18 protein-coding genes and 1 rRNA gene are annotated in these 18,046 nt (G+C 66.5%); all 19 read left to right on the top strand.

From position 1 onward, the window contains the following. Window positions 1-261: 261 nt before the first annotated feature. Window positions 262-2,355, top strand: coding sequence for a transcription termination factor Rho (rho, locus tag ACWEVR_RS25035; RefSeq protein ID WP_452468951.1), 2,094 nt, complete (start codon window positions 262-264; stop codon window positions 2,353-2,355). Between the two features lie 208 nt (window positions 2,356-2,563). Next, window positions 2,564-2,800 carry a 50S ribosomal protein L31 gene (rpmE, locus tag ACWEVR_RS25030; protein WP_067981454.1) on the top strand — a complete coding sequence of 79 codons (237 nt, stop codon included), beginning with the start codon at window positions 2,564-2,566 and terminating at the stop codon, window positions 2,798-2,800. Between the two features lie 94 nt (window positions 2,801-2,894). Then, window positions 2,895-3,965 carry a peptide chain release factor 1 gene (gene prfA, locus ACWEVR_RS25025; RefSeq protein WP_452468950.1) on the top strand — a complete coding sequence of 357 codons (1,071 nt, stop codon included), beginning with the start codon at window positions 2,895-2,897 and terminating at the stop codon, window positions 3,963-3,965. Between the two features lie 137 nt (window positions 3,966-4,102). Then, entirely contained in the window at window positions 4,103-5,002 is a 900-nt protein-coding gene (gene prmC / locus ACWEVR_RS25020) for a peptide chain release factor N(5)-glutamine methyltransferase (protein ID WP_452468949.1), read from the top strand. A 169-nt stretch (window positions 5,003-5,171) separates the two neighbouring features. After that, window positions 5,172-5,837 carry an L-threonylcarbamoyladenylate synthase gene (locus tag ACWEVR_RS25015; RefSeq protein ID WP_357146763.1) on the top strand — a complete coding sequence of 222 codons (666 nt, stop codon included), beginning with the start codon at window positions 5,172-5,174 and terminating at the stop codon, window positions 5,835-5,837. A 13-nt stretch (window positions 5,838-5,850) separates the two neighbouring features. Continuing rightward, window positions 5,851-6,981 (top strand): MraY family glycosyltransferase, encoded by a 1,131-nt coding sequence (locus ACWEVR_RS25010; protein WP_452468948.1) that lies wholly within the window; start codon window positions 5,851-5,853, stop codon window positions 6,979-6,981. A 19-nt stretch (window positions 6,982-7,000) separates the two neighbouring features. Then, window positions 7,001-7,468, top strand: a complete 468-nt coding sequence (locus ACWEVR_RS25005; RefSeq protein WP_452468947.1) for a hypothetical protein — start codon at window positions 7,001-7,003, stop codon at window positions 7,466-7,468. Window positions 7,469-7,776: 308 nt separating this feature from the next. Continuing rightward, window positions 7,777-8,610 carry a F0F1 ATP synthase subunit A gene (gene atpB / locus ACWEVR_RS25000; protein WP_225282119.1) on the top strand — a complete coding sequence of 278 codons (834 nt, stop codon included), beginning with the start codon at window positions 7,777-7,779 and terminating at the stop codon, window positions 8,608-8,610. A gap of 82 nt (window positions 8,611-8,692) precedes the next feature. Then, a complete protein-coding gene (locus ACWEVR_RS24995; protein ID WP_067447672.1) occupies window positions 8,693-8,941 on the top strand; it encodes an ATP synthase F0 subunit C in 249 nt (82 codons plus the stop codon). Window positions 8,942-8,946: 5 nt separating this feature from the next. Further along, on the top strand, window positions 8,947-9,504 hold the full coding sequence (locus ACWEVR_RS24990; RefSeq protein WP_067490448.1) for a F0F1 ATP synthase subunit B: 558 nt from the start codon (window positions 8,947-8,949) through the stop codon (window positions 9,502-9,504). Between the two features lie 19 nt (window positions 9,505-9,523). Continuing rightward, window positions 9,524-10,336, top strand: a complete 813-nt coding sequence (locus ACWEVR_RS24985) for a F0F1 ATP synthase subunit delta (RefSeq protein ID WP_067490446.1) — start codon at window positions 9,524-9,526, stop codon at window positions 10,334-10,336. Between the two features lie 69 nt (window positions 10,337-10,405). Then, window positions 10,406-12,046, top strand: coding sequence for a F0F1 ATP synthase subunit alpha (gene atpA, locus ACWEVR_RS24980; protein WP_067641556.1), 1,641 nt, complete (start codon window positions 10,406-10,408; stop codon window positions 12,044-12,046). 59 nt (window positions 12,047-12,105) lie between these two features. Next, window positions 12,106-13,074, top strand: a complete 969-nt coding sequence (locus ACWEVR_RS24975; RefSeq protein ID WP_357146752.1) for a F0F1 ATP synthase subunit gamma — start codon at window positions 12,106-12,108, stop codon at window positions 13,072-13,074. Between the two features lie 24 nt (window positions 13,075-13,098). Further along, complete coding sequence (atpD, locus tag ACWEVR_RS24970; protein WP_067490436.1) at window positions 13,099-14,547, top strand: F0F1 ATP synthase subunit beta; 1,449 nt, start codon at window positions 13,099-13,101, stop codon at window positions 14,545-14,547. 30 nt (window positions 14,548-14,577) lie between these two features. Continuing rightward, entirely contained in the window at window positions 14,578-14,946 is a 369-nt protein-coding gene (locus ACWEVR_RS24965; protein ID WP_370465737.1) for a F0F1 ATP synthase subunit epsilon, read from the top strand. A 176-nt stretch (window positions 14,947-15,122) separates the two neighbouring features. Continuing rightward, complete coding sequence (locus ACWEVR_RS24960; protein WP_067490432.1) at window positions 15,123-15,545, top strand: DUF2550 domain-containing protein; 423 nt, start codon at window positions 15,123-15,125, stop codon at window positions 15,543-15,545. Between the two features lies 1 nt (window position 15,546). Beyond that, window positions 15,547-16,143 (top strand): cob(I)yrinic acid a,c-diamide adenosyltransferase, encoded by a 597-nt coding sequence (locus ACWEVR_RS24955; protein WP_067641561.1) that lies wholly within the window; start codon window positions 15,547-15,549, stop codon window positions 16,141-16,143. 96 nt (window positions 16,144-16,239) lie between these two features. Then, window positions 16,240-17,520 carry a UDP-N-acetylglucosamine 1-carboxyvinyltransferase gene (gene murA, locus ACWEVR_RS24950; RefSeq protein WP_067490426.1) on the top strand — a complete coding sequence of 427 codons (1,281 nt, stop codon included), beginning with the start codon at window positions 16,240-16,242 and terminating at the stop codon, window positions 17,518-17,520. A 437-nt stretch (window positions 17,521-17,957) separates the two neighbouring features. After that, a 16S ribosomal RNA gene (locus tag ACWEVR_RS24945) occupies window positions 17,958-18,046 on the top strand; the annotation flags it as partial.

Here is an 18,046-nt window from a genome sequence, read left to right as displayed (position 1 = left end):
CGTGCCTGCCTTGCCGTTGTTCGTGGTAGGCGGCTATTCTGGGGTGGTCCGTACATCGTGCGCATCAGACGCCGGTGCTTCATCAGGGCAATCGCTCCCCTTACCACTTTCTTCTGGTGGCGAAGCCTCCGGTCCGGCGGGGCGGGTAGTACGGCACACGCGTCCTGTGGGACGCATAATCCGAGCTCGGCATATGTTGCCGGGTCTGCGGAACGAACCCTCGACTCAGCACACGGCATTCGAGGGAAGGAAAGGATTTCCGTGACAGAAACGGACCTGCTCGCGACACCCGGGGTGGATACCGACCCGACGAATTCGGGCGGCCGCGAAAGTGAATCCGGACAGATTTCGAAAATGAGCGAACACACCGACGTCGCACGATCGGGGCTGACTGGAATGCTGTTGCCGCAGTTGCGTGCGCTCGCTGGGGAACTCGGTATCCGAGGCACCTCCGGTATGCGCAAGGGCGATCTCATCGCCGCAATCAAAGAAAACCAGGCCGGAGCGCCTGCCAAGGGTGCCAAGCCTGCCGAAGCCGCCGCCGTGACGGCCGACGCGCCCACCACCGCCGAGGCCCCCGCCAAGCGGGAGCGCCCGGCCAAGGCCGAGAAGCCCGCCGCCGAATCCAAGGCGGCAGAGGCGAAGACGGCCGAGGTGAAGCCGGTCGAGACCAAGGCCACCGAGACCGAGCACGCCGAGCCCGAGACCGCTTCGACCAAGCCGGTCGAGGCCAAGACCGAAGCCCCCGCCGAGGCGGGCGAGGAGTCCGGTCGCGAGAGCGGTCAGCGTGGCCGTGGCAGGCAGCGTCGCGGTCGTGACCAGGCCCGTTCCGGAGGCGGCGAGAACGCCCCCGCCGAGAATCGCACCGAGACTCGCACCGAGGAGCCCAAGCAGGCCGAGGGTGGCGAGCAGGGCGAGCGTCGTCGCGAGCGCAACGACCGCAATTCCGGTGGCGACCGCAATTCCGCTGGCGAGCGTAATCAGAACGACCGCAACCAGAACGAGCGCGGCGAGCGCAACCAGAACCAGAACGGCAACGCGGGCGGCAATCGTGGCCCGCGCGACGACCGTGATCGTGGTGGCGACGACGAGGAAGGCGGCCGCGGTCGCCGGGGCCGTCGCTTCCGTGAGCGTCGTCGTGGGCGTGACCGCGACGGTGGCACCGGTGGCGGTGGCGGCGAGGCCCGCGACTTCGAGATCCGCGAGGACGACGTCCTGCAGCCCGTCGCGGGCATCCTCGACGTGCTCGACAACTACGCCTTCGTGCGGACCTCCGGCTACCTGGCCGGACCCAACGACGTGTACGTGTCGATGAACCTGGTCCGCAAGAACGGTCTGCGCCGCGGTGACGCCATCACCGGTGCGGTCCGCGCGCCGCGCGACGGCGAGCAGGGCAACCAGCGCCAGAAGTTCGACCCGCTGGTGCGCCTGGACACCGTCAACGGTGGCGAGGTGGAGGCGGCCAAGCGTCGTCCCGACTTCCAGAAGCTCACCCCGCTGTACCCGAACCAGCGACTGCGCCTCGAGACCACGCCCAACAAGCTGAGCACCCGCGTGATCGACCTGATCATGCCGATCGGCAAGGGCCAGCGCGCGCTGATCGTCTCCCCGCCCAAGGCCGGTAAGACGACCGTGGTGCAGGACATCGCCAACGCGATCGCGACCAACAACCCCGAGTGCTACCTCATGGTCGTGCTGGTCGACGAACGTCCCGAAGAGGTCACCGACATGCAGCGTTCGGTGAAGGGTGAGGTCATCGCCTCCACCTTCGACCGGCCGCCGGCCGACCACACCTCCGTCGCCGAGCTCGCCATCGAGCGGGCCAAGCGACTGGTGGAGATGGGCAAAGACGTTGTGGTGCTGCTCGACTCGATCACCCGATTGGGCCGCGCGTACAACAACTCCTCGCCCGCCTCGGGCCGCATCCTCTCCGGTGGTGTCGACTCGACCGCGCTGTACCCGCCCAAGCGGTTCCTCGGCGCGGCACGCAACATCGAGAACGGCGGCTCGCTCACGATCATCGCCACGGCGCTGGTCGAGACCGGGTCCACCGGCGACACGGTGATCTTCGAGGAGTTCAAGGGCACGGGTAACGCCGAGCTCAAGCTCGACCGCAAGATCGCCGAGCGCCGCGTGTTCCCGGCGGTCGACGTGAACCTGTCGAGCACCCGCAAGGACGAACTGCTGATGTCCCCGGACGAGGCCGCGGTGCTGCACAAGCTGCGCCGGGTGCTCTCGGGCCTGGATTCGCATCAGGCGATCGACCTGCTCATCGACCGGTTGAAGAAGTCGAAGAACAACCTCGAGTTCCTGATGTCGGTCTCCAAGACCGCACCGGGCGCACTCGACGAGTGACAGATCGAAAGGGCTCCGCTTCGGCGGGGCCCTTTCGGTTTGCCGGGAACATCCGAAGGGTAGGGGGTGTTCTCATGAGGGCGGCCGGGTCTGGCATACTGGACCGCTGTGTGTCTGCGAGTTCGCAGACATCCCGCCTAGTCGGTTCCGGTTCACGTACTCCACTCCATGGAGCTACGACCCGGCGACCATTATCGAGAGGACGCCCATGAAGGCAGGAATCCACCCCACGTATGTCGACACCACCGTCGTGTGTGGTTGCGGCAACACCTTCCAGACTCGCTCCACCAAGGAGTCCGGCCAGATCACGGTCGAGGTCTGCTCGCAGTGCCACCCGTTCTACACGGGCAAGCAGAAGATCCTCGACACCGGCGGCCGCGTGGCTCGCTTCGAGGCTCGCTACGGCAAGCGCGCCGGTTCCAAGAAGGCCGACGCCGAAAGCTAGTTGTCTCCCCCGACGCCCGGTTCTGCATTCGCAGGCCGGGCGTCGGTGGTTTCTCTACCCGAGCCGTCGCCCCGCACACCGAAGGAATCCTCCCGTGACGCAACCGTCCGCCATCGACGACATCCTGGCCGAGTACCAGGGCCTGGAGACGCAGCTGGCCGATCCGTCGCTGCACAACGACGCGGGCGCGGCACGCCGGGTGGGTAAGCGGTTCGCCGAGCTGGCGCCGGTGATGAGCACCTACCGCAAGCTCGAAGCGGTGCGCGACGACCTCGAGGCCGCCCGTGAGCTGGCCGCCGACGACGCCACCTTCGCCGCCGAGGTGCCCGGGCTGGAAGCCCAGCTGGCCGAACTCGAACAGGCCCTCGCCGATCTGCTCGCCCCACGCGACCCGCACGACGGCGACGACGTGGTGCTCGAGGTGAAGTCCGGCGAGGGTGGCGAGGAATCCGCGCTGTTCGCCGCCGACCTGGCGCGCATGTACATCCGCTACGCCGAACGGCACGGCTGGAAGGTGGAGACGCTCGACGTCACCTACTCCGACCTGGGCGGATACAAGGACGCGACGCTGTCGATCAAGAGCCGCGACGCCGCGCGCGACGGTGTGTGGTCGCGCTTCAAGTTCGAGGGCGGCGTGCACCGCGTGCAGCGCGTGCCGGTGACCGAGTCGCAGGGCCGCATCCACACCTCGGCCGCGGGCGTGCTGATCTACCCGGAGCCCGACGAAGTCGAGCAGGTGCAGATCGACGAGACCGACCTGCGCATCGACGTGTACCGGTCCTCCGGCAAGGGCGGGCAGGGCGTGAACACCACCGACTCCGCCGTCCGCATCACCCACCTGCCCTCGGGCATCGTGGTGACCTGCCAGAACGAACGCTCCCAGCTGCAGAACAAGGCCCGTGCCATGCAGGTCCTCGCCGCCCGGTTGCAGGCGCTGGCCGAGGAGCAGGCCGAGCAGGAGGCGGCGGCCGGTCGCGCCAGCCAGATCCGCACCGTCGACCGCTCCGAGCGCATCCGCACCTACAACTTCCCCGAGAACCGGATCGCCGATCACCGCATCGGGTTCAAGGCGCACAACCTCGACGCCGTCCTCGACGGTGACATGGACGCCCTGCTCGACGCGCTCGGCAAAGCCGACCGCGAGGCCCGGATGGCTGCCGAGTAAGGCATGGACCGCCACGGGCCGGTCGGTGCGATCACGCCGGACGCCGGAGTACGAATGAACGACTGGCGCCCGGCGTGCGGAGCAGTAGTTCGGACCCTGTGGGCCGTTCGCGTCCGCAGGCGATTGCGGAGGTTGCTGTGAACGTGTCCGAGACCGCGGCTGAGCGAGTCCCGTTGCGTCCCTTGATCGTTGCCGCAGCCGGTCGTTTGGCCGAGGCGGGCGTCGGCTCGCCGATGTTCGACGCCGAGATGCTCGCCGCCCATGCGCTCGGTGTGGATCGCATGCGGTTGGCGCTGATCCCGATGATCGACGCCGAGACCGCGGCGCGCATCGATCATTCGGTCGAGCAGCGCGCGGCGCGAATCCCCTTGCAGCACTTGACCGGAACCGCGCCGCTCGGTGCCGTCGACCTCGCCGTCGGACCCGGCGTGTTCGTGCCGCGCCCGGAAACCGAGCTGCTGCTCGCCTGGGCGCTGGGCTTCCTCGAGACCCAACCGCTCGCGCACGCGCCGATCGTCGTCGATCTGTGCACCGGCTCCGGCGCGCTGGCCCTCGCCATCGCGCACGCTCGCCCGGACGCCGACGTACACGCCGTCGAACTCGATCCCGACGCGTTGCGCTGGGCCCGCCGCAACGCCGACGCGCGCATCGCCGCGGGTGATACCCCCATCACCCTGTACTCCGGTGACGTCACCGACCCGTTCGTGGTCGAACACCTCACCGCCCGCGCCGACCTGGTCGTCGCCAACCCGCCCTACATCCCCCAGGACGCGGTCCTCGACCCCGAGGTCGCCGACCACGACCCCCACCGCGCCCTCTTCGGCGGTCCCGACGGTCTCGACGTCATCCGGGGCATGGTGCCGACGATCGCCCGCCTTCTGCGCCCAGGCGGCGCCACCGCCGTCGAACACGACGACACCAACGGCGGGGGAGTTGCGGCGCTGCTGTCGGCCGCCGACCTCACCGACGTCGCCGAACACGTCGACCTGTCCGAAAAGCCCCGCTTCGTCACTGCCCACCGGCCCTCGAACGGCTGAACCGCCGGAGACGGGAGCGCGGCGATTCCGTCGCCGCTCCACCGGGCAATCATGTGGCTAACCGCCTGATGCGCGCCCAAAAGTCCCTCGGGTCCGGCCCCTCGCACCGGGGGCTACACTCTTGCCCGCAGCTAAAGACCGGGAAAGTACGCGGAGGAGGCGGACAGCTTTGAGTACTGTCTACGACTGTGCCGATGAGGCGTCTCGAGACGCGGGGATCACCGCGGCCACCAGTGCGCTGAAGTCGGGTCGCCTCGTCGTGATGCCCACCGACACTCTCTACGGCATCGCCGCCGACGCGTTCGATTCGTCCGCCGTCGCCGACCTGCTCGCCGCCAAGCGGCGCGGTCGCGATATGCCGGTCCCGGTGCTCGTCGGCTCCTGGCACACCATCGACGGACTCGTGTTCTCGGTGCGCCCGCAGGCCCGTGACCTGATCCGTGCGTTCTGGCCCGGTGCGCTGAGTCTCGTTGTGCAGGCGGCACCTTCGCTGGCCTGGGACCTCGGTGACACCCGCGGCACGGTGATGCTGCGGATGCCGCTGCACCCGGTGGCGCTGGAACTGCTGCGCGCGGTCGGTCCGCTCGCGGTGTCGAGCGCCAATGTGTCGGGTCAGCCGCCCGCCACCACCGTCGAACAGGCTCGGGAACAACTCGGTTCGCTGGCGAGCGTGTACCTCGACGGCGGCCCGGCCGAGCACGCCGTCGCCTCCACGATCGTCGACCTCACCGCGGATCAACCGCGCGTATTGCGGGAGGGTGCGGTGCCGGTGGCCGATATCGCCGAGGTGCTCGGGATGGCGCCCGAGGCCCTGACCAGCTCCACCAACCGGTGATCGCCCGCCTGCGATGAGCTCAGTCGTTCCCCTGCGTGAGCTCCTGCTCGTGCTGCTCGTCTCGGCGACGGTGACCTTCCTGGCCACCGGCGGTGTCCGGGTACTCGCCATCGGTTTCGGCGCCGTGGCGATTCCGCGTGAACGCGATGTGCACGTCAAACCGATTCCGCGGATGGGCGGCGCCGGTATGTATGTCGGCGTCGTGGCCGCGATCTTGTTCGCACATCAATTGCCCGCGCTGCGCCGCGGCTTCGATTACGCGCCCGATATTCCCGCGGTGCTCGTCGCCGCGACGATCATCGTGCTCGTCGGCATAGTCGACGACCGCTGGGGACTGGACGCGCTGACCAAATTCGCCGGACAGGTCACCGCGGCGGGCGTGATGGCCGTGATGGGCCTGAGCTGGTACGTGATCTACGACCCGTTCAACGACACCACCGTGGTGCTCGACGCGCTGCAGGGCGGCCTGGTGACGGTCGGCATCACCGTCACACTCGTCAACGCGATGAACTTCGTCGACGGATTGGACGGCCTGGCCGCCGGCCTCGGTTTGATCTGCGCGGTGGCTGTTTTCGCGTTCTCCGTGGGTTTGCTCTACGACCAGGGCGGCTCGGTCGACACCTATCCGCCCGCTTTGCTGGCCGCCGCGCTGGCCGGTGCGTGCCTCGGGTTTCTGCCGCACAATTTCTCCCCGGCCCGAATCTTCATGGGCGATACCGGGTCGATGATGATCGGTTTGATGCTGGCAGCTGTTTCCACCGGTGCGTCGGGCCGAATTCCGCTGCAGGGCTACGGCCCGCGCGACATTGTGGGTTTGCTCTCGCCGCTGTTGCTGGTGGGCGCGGTGATGTTCATTCCGGTGCTCGATCTGTTGCTGGCGATCGTGCGCCGGGTGCGCGCGGGCGTGAGTTTTTCCACACCGGACAAAATGCATCTGCATCACCGATTGCTGCAGATCGGACATTCCCAGCGCCGCGTGGTGTTGCTCATCTATTTATGGGTCGGCGTGCTCGCCTTCGGCGCGGTGGGAACTTCGCTGATGGACCGGCGGCTCGTGGTGTTGCTGGTGGCGGGCGGATTGGTGTTCGCGCTGGTGGTGACGGTGATCCCCTCGATGCGCCGCACGGAGTCGGCCCAGCATTGACTCCGGCCCGCAAGGTAAAGTGCGGGCCGTGAGCTTTACACCCGAAACCGTGCCAGGCCCCGACGCCCCGCTGCGTGCCGCGCTGCGCTACGGCCTGATCGGCCTCGGCGTGCTCGTGGTCGCCTCGGTCGTGATCGCCTCCCTCGTCGCCGGGATGCCCGGCCTGTGGGGCGCACTGCTCGGTGCTGCGATCGGTGGCGGATTCATCCTCACCACCGTGGTGTCGGTGCTGTTCAGCGCGAAACTGCCACCGCAGATGGCGGGCATGGTCATGCTGGTCAGCTGGGTCGCCAAGCTGCTGGTGGTGCTCGTCGTCGTTGGTGTGCTCAACCAGTTCGACTTCTACAGCAGGCCAGCGCTGTTCCTCACCGTGGTAGGGGCCTTGCTCATCGTGCTCGGCGCCGAAACCTATGGCGTTGTGCGACACAAGGTCCCGTACGTCACGACACGCGCGGGAGACAGCGAAACGGCTTCCGAGCAGGAATAATCCCACCCAGCTACGCACTGTCGTAGATAGCTTGGTAAAGTGTTGGTAAGCAAGCACCCAAGCTAGGGGCGCGGTCCGGGGATTCGGGCTATGCCTCGGGTTACCAAGGGGGGATCACCGAGATCCCACCCGAGGCCGCTATGCTTACTGCCGATCCGGGTGGAATGTGCCCGGTTGAAGCATGTCGACGATGTCGCCGACGCCCGTACAGAAGCTAATACAGGTATCCCTCGTATCAGCGACTGTCGAATTTCGAGCCGACAAAAGTCGACCCCCTTTGATCGTCAATGTCCGATCGAACCGCGGGAATGACAGTCGTACCCGCGGCCCGAACACGGGAGAGAACGCTGAGCGTCATCACTTTGGCGGCGGGCGAGTTCCACGCGCCATCGCTGTCCGACTTCTTCCCTCCAGCGGTGCTGTTCGAGGGTACGCCGTTCGAACTCGATCGCCTGATGCTGGTCCGTCTGTTGATGACCGCCGTTCTGGTGGCCGTCTTCGTGCTGGCTTTCCGCTCGCCGAAGATCGTGCCGCGCGGCCTGCAGAATGTGATGGAAGCCGGTGTGGTTTTCGTCAAGGAGCAGATCGCCGACGAGGTACTCGGCAAAGAATCCGGCAAGAAGTTCCTCCCGCTGCTCGCGACGATCTTCTTCACGGTTCTCTTTCTGAACTTCTCCGGTGTGATTCCCGGGTTGAACATCTCGTCGAACGCGCGCATCGGCATGCCGCTGGTCCTCGCCGCGATCGTCTACATCGTCTACAACTACGTGGGCATCAGGAAGTACGGGTTCTTCTCCTACATCCGCCACAGCATCGTCGTCCCCGACGTGCCGATCGCGCTGCACGTGCTGCTGATTCCGATCGAGTTCATCTCGACCTTCATCCTGCGCCCGTTCACGCTGACCGTCCGTCTCATGGCCAACATGCTGGCCGGCCACATCATGCTGGTGCTGTTCTTCAGCGCCACCTGGTTCTTCCTGTTCGACGCGACCGCGTGGATGAAGGTCTTCTCGCCCTTCTCGCTGCTGGCTGCCATCGGCTTCACTCTGTTCGAGCTGCTGGTCATCTTCCTGCAGGCCTACGTCTTCGCGCTGCTGGCCGCCGTGTACATCGGCCAGTCGCAGCACGCCGCCGACCACTAGACCCGACCGAACCACCTACATACCGCCAAACCTGCTGCACACGCCGACCGGCGGGTGAGCAACAGAAAGGGAAAGAAGACTCATGAGCCTCGCTTACCTGGCCCAGGAAGCCGCGAACACCGAGAGCACCTTCAAGGGCTTCGGCGCCATCGGCTACGGCCTCGCTGCGATCGGCCCCGGCATCGGCGTCGGCATCGTCGTCGGTAAGGCCATCGAGGGCATCGCGCGTCAGCCCGAGCTGTCCGGCCAGATCCGCACCACCATGTTCCTCGGTATCGCGTTCACCGAAGCCCTGGCGCTGATCGGCCTCGTCGCCGGCTTCATCTTCTGATTCCGATGCGCGAAATCATGATGCTCGCCGCCGAAGGGGGAGAGGATGTGAATCCTCTCGTCCCCGCAACGTACGACATCGTCTGGTCGATCGTCTGTGTCATCGTCATCGGTCTGTTGTTCTGGAAGTACGTGATCCCACGTGTGACCAAGACCCTCGAAGAGCGCACCGACAAGATCGAAGGCGGTATCGCCAGGGCCGAAGCAGCCCAGGCCGAGGCCCAGCAGACGCTGCAGCAGTACCAGCAGCAGCTGGCCGACGCCCGGCTCGAGGCCGCACGTATCCGTGAGGATGCGCGCACCCAGGGGCAGCAGATCCTCGCGCAGATGCGCCAGGACGCCCAGGCCGAAAGCGACCGCATCGTCGCCGCCGGTCACTCCCAGCTGGAAGCCCAGCGCCAGCAGATCCTGACGGAGCTGCGTTCCGAGGTCGGCCGTACGGCCGTCGAGCTGGCCGAGAAGATCATCGGTCAGTCGGTTTCGGACGAAGCCAAGCAGGCGGCGTCGATCGACAAGTTCCTCAAGGAACTCGACGACACCGACGCCATCGGGGTCGGAAGGTAGCGACGCGAAAGTGAGAAGCATGTACGCAGCGAGCCGCGAGGCCAGTGCCCGGTCTCGCGAGGCGCTTCGGGCCGCGTTGACCGGAAGCGAAACTGTTGCGGCCACAACGGGGTCGGAACTGTTCGCCGTTGTCGCCGTGCTGGACGACCAGCGTTCGCTGCGTGTGGCGCTCGCGGACGCCTCGGTGCCGGGTTCGGCGCGCGCTGAACTCAGCGAGCGGATCTTCGGCGGCAAGGTCAGCGCTGCCACGCAGGCAGTGCTGACCACCGCCGTGGCGCAGAACTGGTCCCGCACCCGCGACCTGGTCGACACCCTGGAGCTGCTCGGGCAGGAGGCTCTGCTCGAGTCCGCCGCCGACGGCGGCCGGCTCGACGCGGTGGAAGACGAGCTGTTCCGGCTCGGCCGGATCATCGCCGACAACCCGCAGCTGGAGCAGGCACTGTCCGATCACGGCAAGCCCGCCTCGGCGCGGCGTGAGCTGATCGAGCGGCTGCTCAACGGTAAGGCCGAGCCGGTCACCGTTGCGCTGGCCGAGCAGGCCGTGGTCCGGCTGCGGACCAACAACATCGGCGTCGCCTTCGACGCCCTGTCCGATCTGGCGGCGGCCCGTCGTGACCAGATCGTCGCCCATGTGCACGCCGCGGTCACGCTGACCGATCAGCAGAAGGAGAAGCTGGCGGCTTCCCTGCAGCGGATCTACGGCAAGGCGGTCACCGTGCACGTGCAGGTCGACCCGACGCTGCTGAGCGGCGTCGTCGTGCGCGTCGGAGACGACGTCATCGACGGCAGCGCCACCGGCCGACTGGAGAAGCTGCGTCGCGCGATGTCCTGACCAGGACGCCACCTTCGCGGTACTTCTTCAACCCCCGACATTCGAGACCACAGCGAGAGCAGGAACAACATGGCGGAGCTGACGATCTCCTCCGACGAGATCCGTAGCGCGATCGAGAGCTACACCCAGAGCTACACCCCGGAAACCTCCATCGAAGAAGTCGGCCTCGTGACCGACACCGGCGACGGCATCGCGCACGTCAGCGGTCTGCCGTCGGCGATGGCCAACGAGCTGCTCGAGTTCCCGGGCGGCGTCCTCGGCGTCGCGCTGAACCTCGAGGACACCGAGATCGGTGCCGTCATCCTCGGCGAGTACGCCTCGCTCGAGGAGGGCCAGCAGGTCCGCCGCACCGGCGACGTGCTGTCGGTTCCCGTCGGTGACAAGTTCCTCGGTCGCGTCGTCAACCCCCTCGGCCAGGCCATCGACGGCCTCGGCGAGATCGAAGCCGACGACCGCCGCGTGCTCGAGCTGCAGGCCGCGACCGTGCTGGAGCGCCAGCCGGTCGAGGAGCCGCTGGCCACCGGTATCACCGCGATCGACGCGCTGACCGCCATCGGCCGCGGCCAGCGTCAGCTGATCATCGGCGACCGTAAGACCGGTAAGACCGCCGTCGCCGTCGACGCGATCCTGAACCAGAAGGCGAACTGGGAGTCGGGCGACCCGACCAAGCAGGTCCGCTGCATCTACGTCGCGATCGGCCAGAAGGGCTCCACCATCGCGGGCGTCAAGACCGCGCTCGAGGAGCACGGCGCGATGGAGTACACCACCATCGTCGCCGCCCCCGCGTCGGACTCCGCCGGCTTCAAGTGGCTGGCCCCCTACACCGGCTCGGCCATCGGCCAGCACTGGATGTACCAGGGCAAGCACGTCCTCATCGTGTTCGACGACCTGACCAAGCAGGCCGAGGCCTACCGCGCCATCTCGCTGCTGCTGCGTCGTCCGCCGGGCCGCGAGGCGTACCCCGGTGACGTCTTCTACCTGCACTCCCGTCTGCTGGAGCGTTGCGCGAAGCTGTCCGACGAGATGGGTGGCGGCTCGATGACCGGTCTGCCGATCATCGAGACCAAGGCCAACGACGTCTCGGCGTTCATCCCGACCAACGTCATCTCCATCACCGACGGCCAGGTCTTCCTCGAGTCCGACCTGTTCAACAAGGGTGTCCGCCCGGCGATCAACGTCGGTACCTCGGTCTCCCGTGTCGGTGGCGCCGCCCAGACCAAGGCCATGAAGAAGGTCGCCGGTTCGCTGCGTCTGGAAATGGCCCAGTACCGCGAGCTCGAGGCGTTCTCCGCCTTCGCCTCCGACCTGGACGCCGCTTCGCTGGCCCAGCTCGAGCGCGGTGCCCGCTGGGTCGAGCTGCTCAAGCAGAACCAGTACTCCCCGGTCGCCGTCGAGGATCAGGTCGTCTCGATCTACCTGGTCGACGCCGGCTACTACGACTCGGTTCCCGTCGCCGACGTGCGTCGCTTCACCGCCGAGCTGCTCGAGCACCTGCACAGCGCGACCCAGTCGTCCTTCGACGCGCTCGAGGGTGGCCGCAAGCCGCTCGACGGCGAGGCCGCCGAGGCGATCAAGTCCGAGACCGACAAGTTCAAGCAGGGCTTCCTTGCTTCGGACGGCAGCCGCGTCGTGAACGAGGCCGCCGCGGGCGACCTGGACCACGAAGAGGTCGAGTCGCTGTCGGTCACCCGCAAGCACGTCGACAAGTAAGCCGGGTCAGCACTGATGTCGGCAACTATCGATACGGCGAATGAAGGGAGTGAATCGTAGTGGCAAGTTTGCGCGAATTGCGCTCCCGCATTCGTGGTGTGAATTCGATCAAGAAGATCACCAAGGCTCAGGAACTCATCGCGACCTCGCGAATTTCCAAGGCCCAGGCCCGGGTCGCGGCCGCCAAGCCGTACGCCGAGGAGATCACCAAGGTCCTCGGTGAGCTGGCCAGCGCCTCGAAGAACCTGTCGCACCCGCTGCTGACCGAGCGTGCCAACGCCCGGCGGGCCGCTGTCCTGGTGATCACCAGTGACAGCGGTATGTGTGGTGGCTACAACTCCAACGTGCTCAAGCGCGCCGAGGAGCTCATGACCACCCTGCGTGGCGAGGGCAAAGAACCCGTGCTGTACGTGATGGGCAACAAGGGCCTCACGTACTACAAGTTCCGCAACCGCCCGTTCCAGGCGTCGTGGACCGGTTTCTCGCAGCAGCCGAAGTACACCGATGCGTCGGCCGCCTGCCAGCACCTGGTCGAGGCCTTCATGGCCGGCTCCGACGGCGAGGTTCCGACGCTCAGCGGCGGGACCATGGCGGGTGTCGACGAGCTGCACATCGTGTACACCAAGTTCGTCTCGATGCTGACGCAGACCCCGGAGGTGCGCCGCCTGGCGCCGATCCAGGTCAGCTTCGTCGACGAGAACTACGAGCTCGGCGACGACATCATGTCGGACTCGCCGAACGTGGTCGTCTCGGCGCAGTACGAGTTCGAGCCGGACGCCGATGTGCTGCTGGGCGCTCTGCTGCCCAAGTACGTCAACACGCGAATCTACGCATCGTTGCTCGAGGCAGCGGCATCCGAGTCCGCGGCTCGGCGCACCGCAATGAAGGCGGCGACCGACAACGCCAACGAGCTGGCCAGTGTGCTCCAGCGCGAGGCGAACTCGGTGCGTCAGGCCCAGATCACGCAGGAAATCAGCGAAATCGTCGGCGGCGTGAACGCGCTGGCGTCGAGCTCGGACCGCGACTAGAAGCGCAGGAAGAGAACCAATCTAATGACCGCAGCTGTCACTCAGGACAACGCGAAGAAGGCGGGCGAAACCGCCGGCCGCGTCGTCCGTGTCATCGGCCCCGTCGTGGACGTCGAGTTCCCGCGTGGCGCCATTCCCGAGCTTTTCAACGCTCTGAACACCGACATCAAGCTCGCGTCGGTGGCCAAGACCCTGACCCTCGAGGTCGCCCAGCACCTCGGCGACAACATCGTGCGCACCATCTCGATGCAGCCGACCGACGGCCTGGTCCGTGGCGCGAGCGTCACCGACTCGGGTAAGCCGATCTCGGTGCCCGTCGGCGACATCGTCAAGGGCCACGTGTTCAACGCCCTCGGCGACTGCCTCGACTCGCCCGGCCTCGGCCGCGACGGCGAGCAGTGGGGCATCCACCGCAAGCCCCCGAGCTTCGATCAGCTCGAGGGTAAGACCGAGATGCTCGAGACCGGTGTGAAGGTCATCGACCTGCTCACCCCGTACGTCAAGGGCGGCAAGATCGGTCTGTTCGGTGGTGCCGGTGTCGGCAAGACCGTTCTGATCCAGGAGATGATCACCCGTATCGCTCGCGAGTTCTCCGGCACCTCGGTGTTCGCGGGCGTCGGTGAGCGTACCCGTGAGGGCACCGACCTCCACCTGGAAATGGAAGAGATGGGCGTCCTCCAGGACACCGCCCTCGTCTTCGGCCAGATGGACGAGCCGCCGGGCACGCGTATGCGCGTGGCCCTGTCCGCGCTGACCATGGCGGAGTACTTCCGCGATGTCCAGCACCAGGACGTGCTGCTCTTCATCGACAACATCTTCCGTTTCACCCAGGCCGGTTCCGAGGTCTCGACCCTGCTGGGTCGTATGCCTTCGGCCGTGGGTTACCAGCCGACGCTGGCGGACGAGATGGGTGAGCTCCAGGAGCGCATCACCTCGACCCGTGGTCGCTCGATCACCTCGCTGCAGGCGATCTACGTCCCCGCCGACGACTACACCGACCCGGCGCCGGCGACCACCTTCGCCCACCTCGATGCGACGACCGAGCTTTCGCGCCCGATCTCGCAGAAGGGCATCTACCCGGCCGTCGACCCGCTGACCTCGACCTCTCGTATCCTCGAGGCTTCGATCGTCGGCGAGCGCCACTTCCGGGTCGCCAACGAGGTCAAGCGGATCCTGCAGAAGTACAAGGAGCTGCAGGACATCATCGCCATCCTCGGTATGGACGAGCTCTCCGAAGAGGACAAGGTCCTCGTCGGCCGCGCCCGTCGTCTGGAGAAGTTCCTCGGCCAGAACTTCATCGTGGCCGAGAAGTTCACCGGTCAGCCGGGTTCGGTCGTGCCGCTGGAGCAGACCATCGACGACTTCGACCGGGTCTGCAAGGGCGAGTTCGACCACTTCCCGGAGCAGGCGTTCAACTCCTGCGGTGGACTCGACGACGTCGAGGCCGCTGCGAAGAAGATCGCCGGAAAGTAGTCCACGATGGCAGAGTCCACTTCCAGGACGATGACGGTCGATCTCGTGGCTGTCGAACGCAAGCTCTGGTCCGGCCAGGCTTCGTTCGTCAGCGCGCAGACCACCGAGGGACAGATCGGCATCATGGCGGGCCATGAGCCGCTGCTCGGTCAGCTCGTCGAGGGCGGCACGGTGACCATCGTGCCGACCGAGGGCGAGCGGATCGTCGCCGCGGTGCACGGCGGCTTCTTCTCGGTGACCGCCGATACCGTTCGCGTGCTGGCCGAGTCGGCCGATCTCGCGGGCGAGGTCGATGTCGACGCGGCACGCAAGGTGCTCGCCGACGCGGACGCCGACGAGGCGCAGCTGCGCGCGGCGCAGGGTCAGGTCCGGGCCGTCGAGGCGACCACGGCGTCCTGATCGCTTCACAACACGAACACTGCCGGCGGTGAACTCCCAGAGTTCACCGCCGGCAGTGTTTTATCCGGGGGATGACGGATCCGGGCGGAACCGTTTCGGGCGGCCGTGATTGAATATGACAGGGGTGTCCACGGCACCCGAGTGGAGCGAAAGGGCGTACGGCATTGCAAACCGGGATGGTTCTCCTGATCATTCTGGTGCTGACGCTCGTGTTCATCGCAGGCGCTTCCACCTATCGGCTGGTCATGCTGCGCCGCGGTGGGACGGCCGCGCTGCTGCGGGTACTGCCCGCGCGCGGCGGCCAGGGCTGGCGGCACGGCCTCATCCGCTACGACGAGGACCGGCTCGTCTTCTTCAAACTCACCAGCCTCAAATTCGGCCCGGACAGCACGATTCACCGCCAGGGCCTCGAAATCGTCGAACGCAGGCATCCCCAGGGCGACGAGTTCGACATCATGACCGACGACATCGTCGTGGTAGCCGTCACCGACCCGCATGCCAGTTTCGAATTGGCACTCGACCGCGGATCGATGGCGGCTTTTCTGTCGTGGATGGAGTCGCGGCCGTCGGACCGTGCCAAGCGAAAGGGTCCGATCTGAGATGCCGGACGACTCCCAGCCACGATCTTCGGTCCACCTCACCCGGATCTACACCCGAACCGGTGACGACGGAACTACGGGTCTGAGCGATTTCTCCCGGGTCGCCAAGACCGACGCGCGCCTGGTCGCCTACGCCGATTGCGACGAGGCCAATGCGGCGCTCGGTGTCGCGGTTGCCCTCGGTACGCCGGCGCCCGAGATCCTGTCGGTGTTGCGCCAGATCCAGAACGACCTTTTCGACGCGGGCGCGGATCTGTCGACCCCGATCGTGGCCGACCCGAAGTACCCGCCACTGCGCATCACCCAGTCCTATATCGACCGGCTCGAGGCGTGGTGCGACGAGTTCAACGCGTCACTCGCGCCACTGAATTCGTTCATCCTGCCCGGCGGCACGCCGTTGGCCGCGCTGTTGCACACCGCACGCACGGTTGCCCGCCGCGCCGAACGATCGGCCTGGGCCGCGGTCGCCGCGTACCCCGACGACACGAGCGTGCTGCCCGCGAAATACCTCAATCGCCTGTCGGACCTGCTGTTCATCCTCAGCCGCTACACCAATCCCGAGGGTGACGTGCTGTGGCAACCGGGCGGCGGACGCTAGCGCGAAAGCGGCTCGGCGGTCACGAGTTCCGGCCCGATCGAGCCGGTTTGGTGACAGGGGGGCGTGTCGTGGCGCATCGGTCGATAAGCTGGCGGGGTGAGCGAACGGTTTCTGGTCTCCGGCGGTAATCAGCTCGTCGGCGAGGTCGCGGTCGGCGGCGCGAAGAACAGCGTGCTGAAGCTGATGGCCGCGTCGTTGCTGGCCGAAGGCACAACCACCATCACCAACTGCCCCGACATCCTCGATGTCCCGCTGATGGCGGAGGTGCTGCGCGGCCTCGGCTGTGATGTGACGATCTCCGACGACGAGAGCGGCGACCGTTCGGTCGTGACGATCGTGACCCCGGCGGAGCCCAAGTACCACGCGGACTTCCCGGCGGTCACCCAGTTCCGCGCCTCGGTGTGTGTGCTCGGTCCGTTGATGGCCCGTTGTAAGCGCGCGGTCGTTGCCCTGCCCGGCGGTGACGCGATCGGTTCGCGACCGCTCGATATGCACCAGGCCGGTCTGCGTCTGCTGGGCGCGACCAGCGAGATCGAGCACGGTTGCGTGGTCGCGAAGGCCGAGGAGCTGCAGGGCGCGCGGATCCGGCTCGACTTCCCGTCGGTGGGCGCCACCGAGAACATCCTGATGGCGGCGGTGCTCGCCGAGGGCGAGACGGTCATCGACAACGCCGCGCGCGAGCCCGACATCGTCGACCTGTGCACCATGCTCACGCAGATGGGTGCGCGGATCGACGGTGCCGGTTCCTCGGTGCTCACCGTGCAGGGCGTCAAGAGCCTCCGTCCCACCACGCACCGGGTGATCGGTGACCGCATCGTCGCCGCCACCTGGGGGATCGCGGCCGCGATGACCACCGGTGATGTGCGCGTCACCGGGGTGAACCCGAAGCACCTGGCCCTGGTGCTGGACAAGCTGCGTTCCGCCGGTGCGCGAATCTCCTACGAGCCCAACGGTTTCCGTGTGGTGCAGCCGGAGCGTCCGCGTGCGGTGAACTTCGCGACACTCCCGTTCCCGGGTTTCCCGACCGATCTACAGCCGATGGCCATCGGCCTGGCCGCCATCGCCGACGGCACCTCGATGATCACCGAGAACGTCTTCGAGGCCCGTTTCCGTTTCGTGGAGGAGATGATCCGTCTCGGCGCCGACGCCCGCACCGACGGTCACCACGCCGTGGTCCGCGGCATCCCGCGCCTGTCGAGCGCCCCGGTGTGGTCTTCCGACATCCGTGCCGGAGCCGGCCTGGTGCTGGCCGGTCTGGTCGCCGACGGCGTCACCGAGGTGCACGACGTGTTCCACATCGACCGCGGCTACCCCAAGTTCGTCGAGCAGATGCAAGCCCTCGGTGGACAGGTCGAGCGCGTCGGTACGCCGAAATAGCCTGCTGACCAGCCGATTTGACTTCGTGTTTGGCGGCACGTAACTTAGTTCGAGTCAGAGCGACACGGACACCGACTCAGCCCCGCTGAGACACGAGGTAGGACGCTGAGCGCCTGACTGATTGCGTGTTCAGGGCTTGACCGGATTTGCGTCCGGCGGGTTGCTTGGACTACAGTACGAACCCTTGCCGCACGGAAACCTCGACTGATCGTCGGGTCGGAAGTGTGTGCGTGTGTTCTTTGAGAACTCAATAGTGTGTCGATGAATGTCAGTGCCAATACTTTTATTGGTTCCAGCCTTCGCGTACCCCCCGGTCGTGGGAGGTTGGACATTTTGAACAACAGCGAATCTTATTTTGCTGGTGTTCGCTTTGCTAGATTTTTCGGACTCTAGTTAGATATTTCTGATTACACCCCTCGGGGTGTGGTTGAGAGTCTTCAACGGAGAGTTTGATTCTGGCTCAGGACGAACGCTAGCGGCGTGCTTAACACATGCAAGTCGAGCGGTAAGGCCCTTCGGGGTACAC

The sequence above is a fragment of the Nocardia sp. NPDC003979 genome, from assembly GCF_053605015.1.
The sequence above is the reverse complement of the archived record's forward strand: the minus strand, read 5'-3'. Positions and strand labels throughout refer to the sequence as shown.

Excerpts from the sequence above, each read along its gene's own strand:
- rpmE (WP_067981454.1), top strand. The coding sequence starts at position 2,564 with ATGAAGGCAGGAATCCACCCCACGTATGTCGACACCACCGTCGTGTGT.
- ACWEVR_RS25010 (WP_452468948.1), top strand. The coding sequence starts at position 5,851 with ATGAGCTCAGTCGTTCCCCTGCGTGAGCTCCTGCTCGTGCTGCTCGTC.
- atpB (WP_225282119.1), top strand. The coding sequence starts at position 7,777 with ATGACAGTCGTACCCGCGGCCCGAACACGGGAGAGAACGCTGAGCGTC.
- ACWEVR_RS24995 (WP_067447672.1), top strand. The coding sequence starts at position 8,693 with ATGAGCCTCGCTTACCTGGCCCAGGAAGCCGCGAACACCGAGAGCACC.
- ACWEVR_RS24990 (WP_067490448.1), top strand. The coding sequence starts at position 8,947 with ATGCGCGAAATCATGATGCTCGCCGCCGAAGGGGGAGAGGATGTGAAT.
- ACWEVR_RS24985 (WP_067490446.1), top strand. The coding sequence starts at position 9,524 with ATGTACGCAGCGAGCCGCGAGGCCAGTGCCCGGTCTCGCGAGGCGCTT.
- atpA (WP_067641556.1), top strand. The coding sequence starts at position 10,406 with ATGGCGGAGCTGACGATCTCCTCCGACGAGATCCGTAGCGCGATCGAG.
- atpD (WP_067490436.1), top strand. The coding sequence starts at position 13,099 with ATGACCGCAGCTGTCACTCAGGACAACGCGAAGAAGGCGGGCGAAACC.
- ACWEVR_RS24965 (WP_370465737.1), top strand. The coding sequence starts at position 14,578 with ATGACGGTCGATCTCGTGGCTGTCGAACGCAAGCTCTGGTCCGGCCAG.
- ACWEVR_RS24960 (WP_067490432.1), top strand. The coding sequence starts at position 15,123 with ATGGTTCTCCTGATCATTCTGGTGCTGACGCTCGTGTTCATCGCAGGC.
- ACWEVR_RS24955 (WP_067641561.1), top strand. The coding sequence starts at position 15,547 with ATGCCGGACGACTCCCAGCCACGATCTTCGGTCCACCTCACCCGGATC.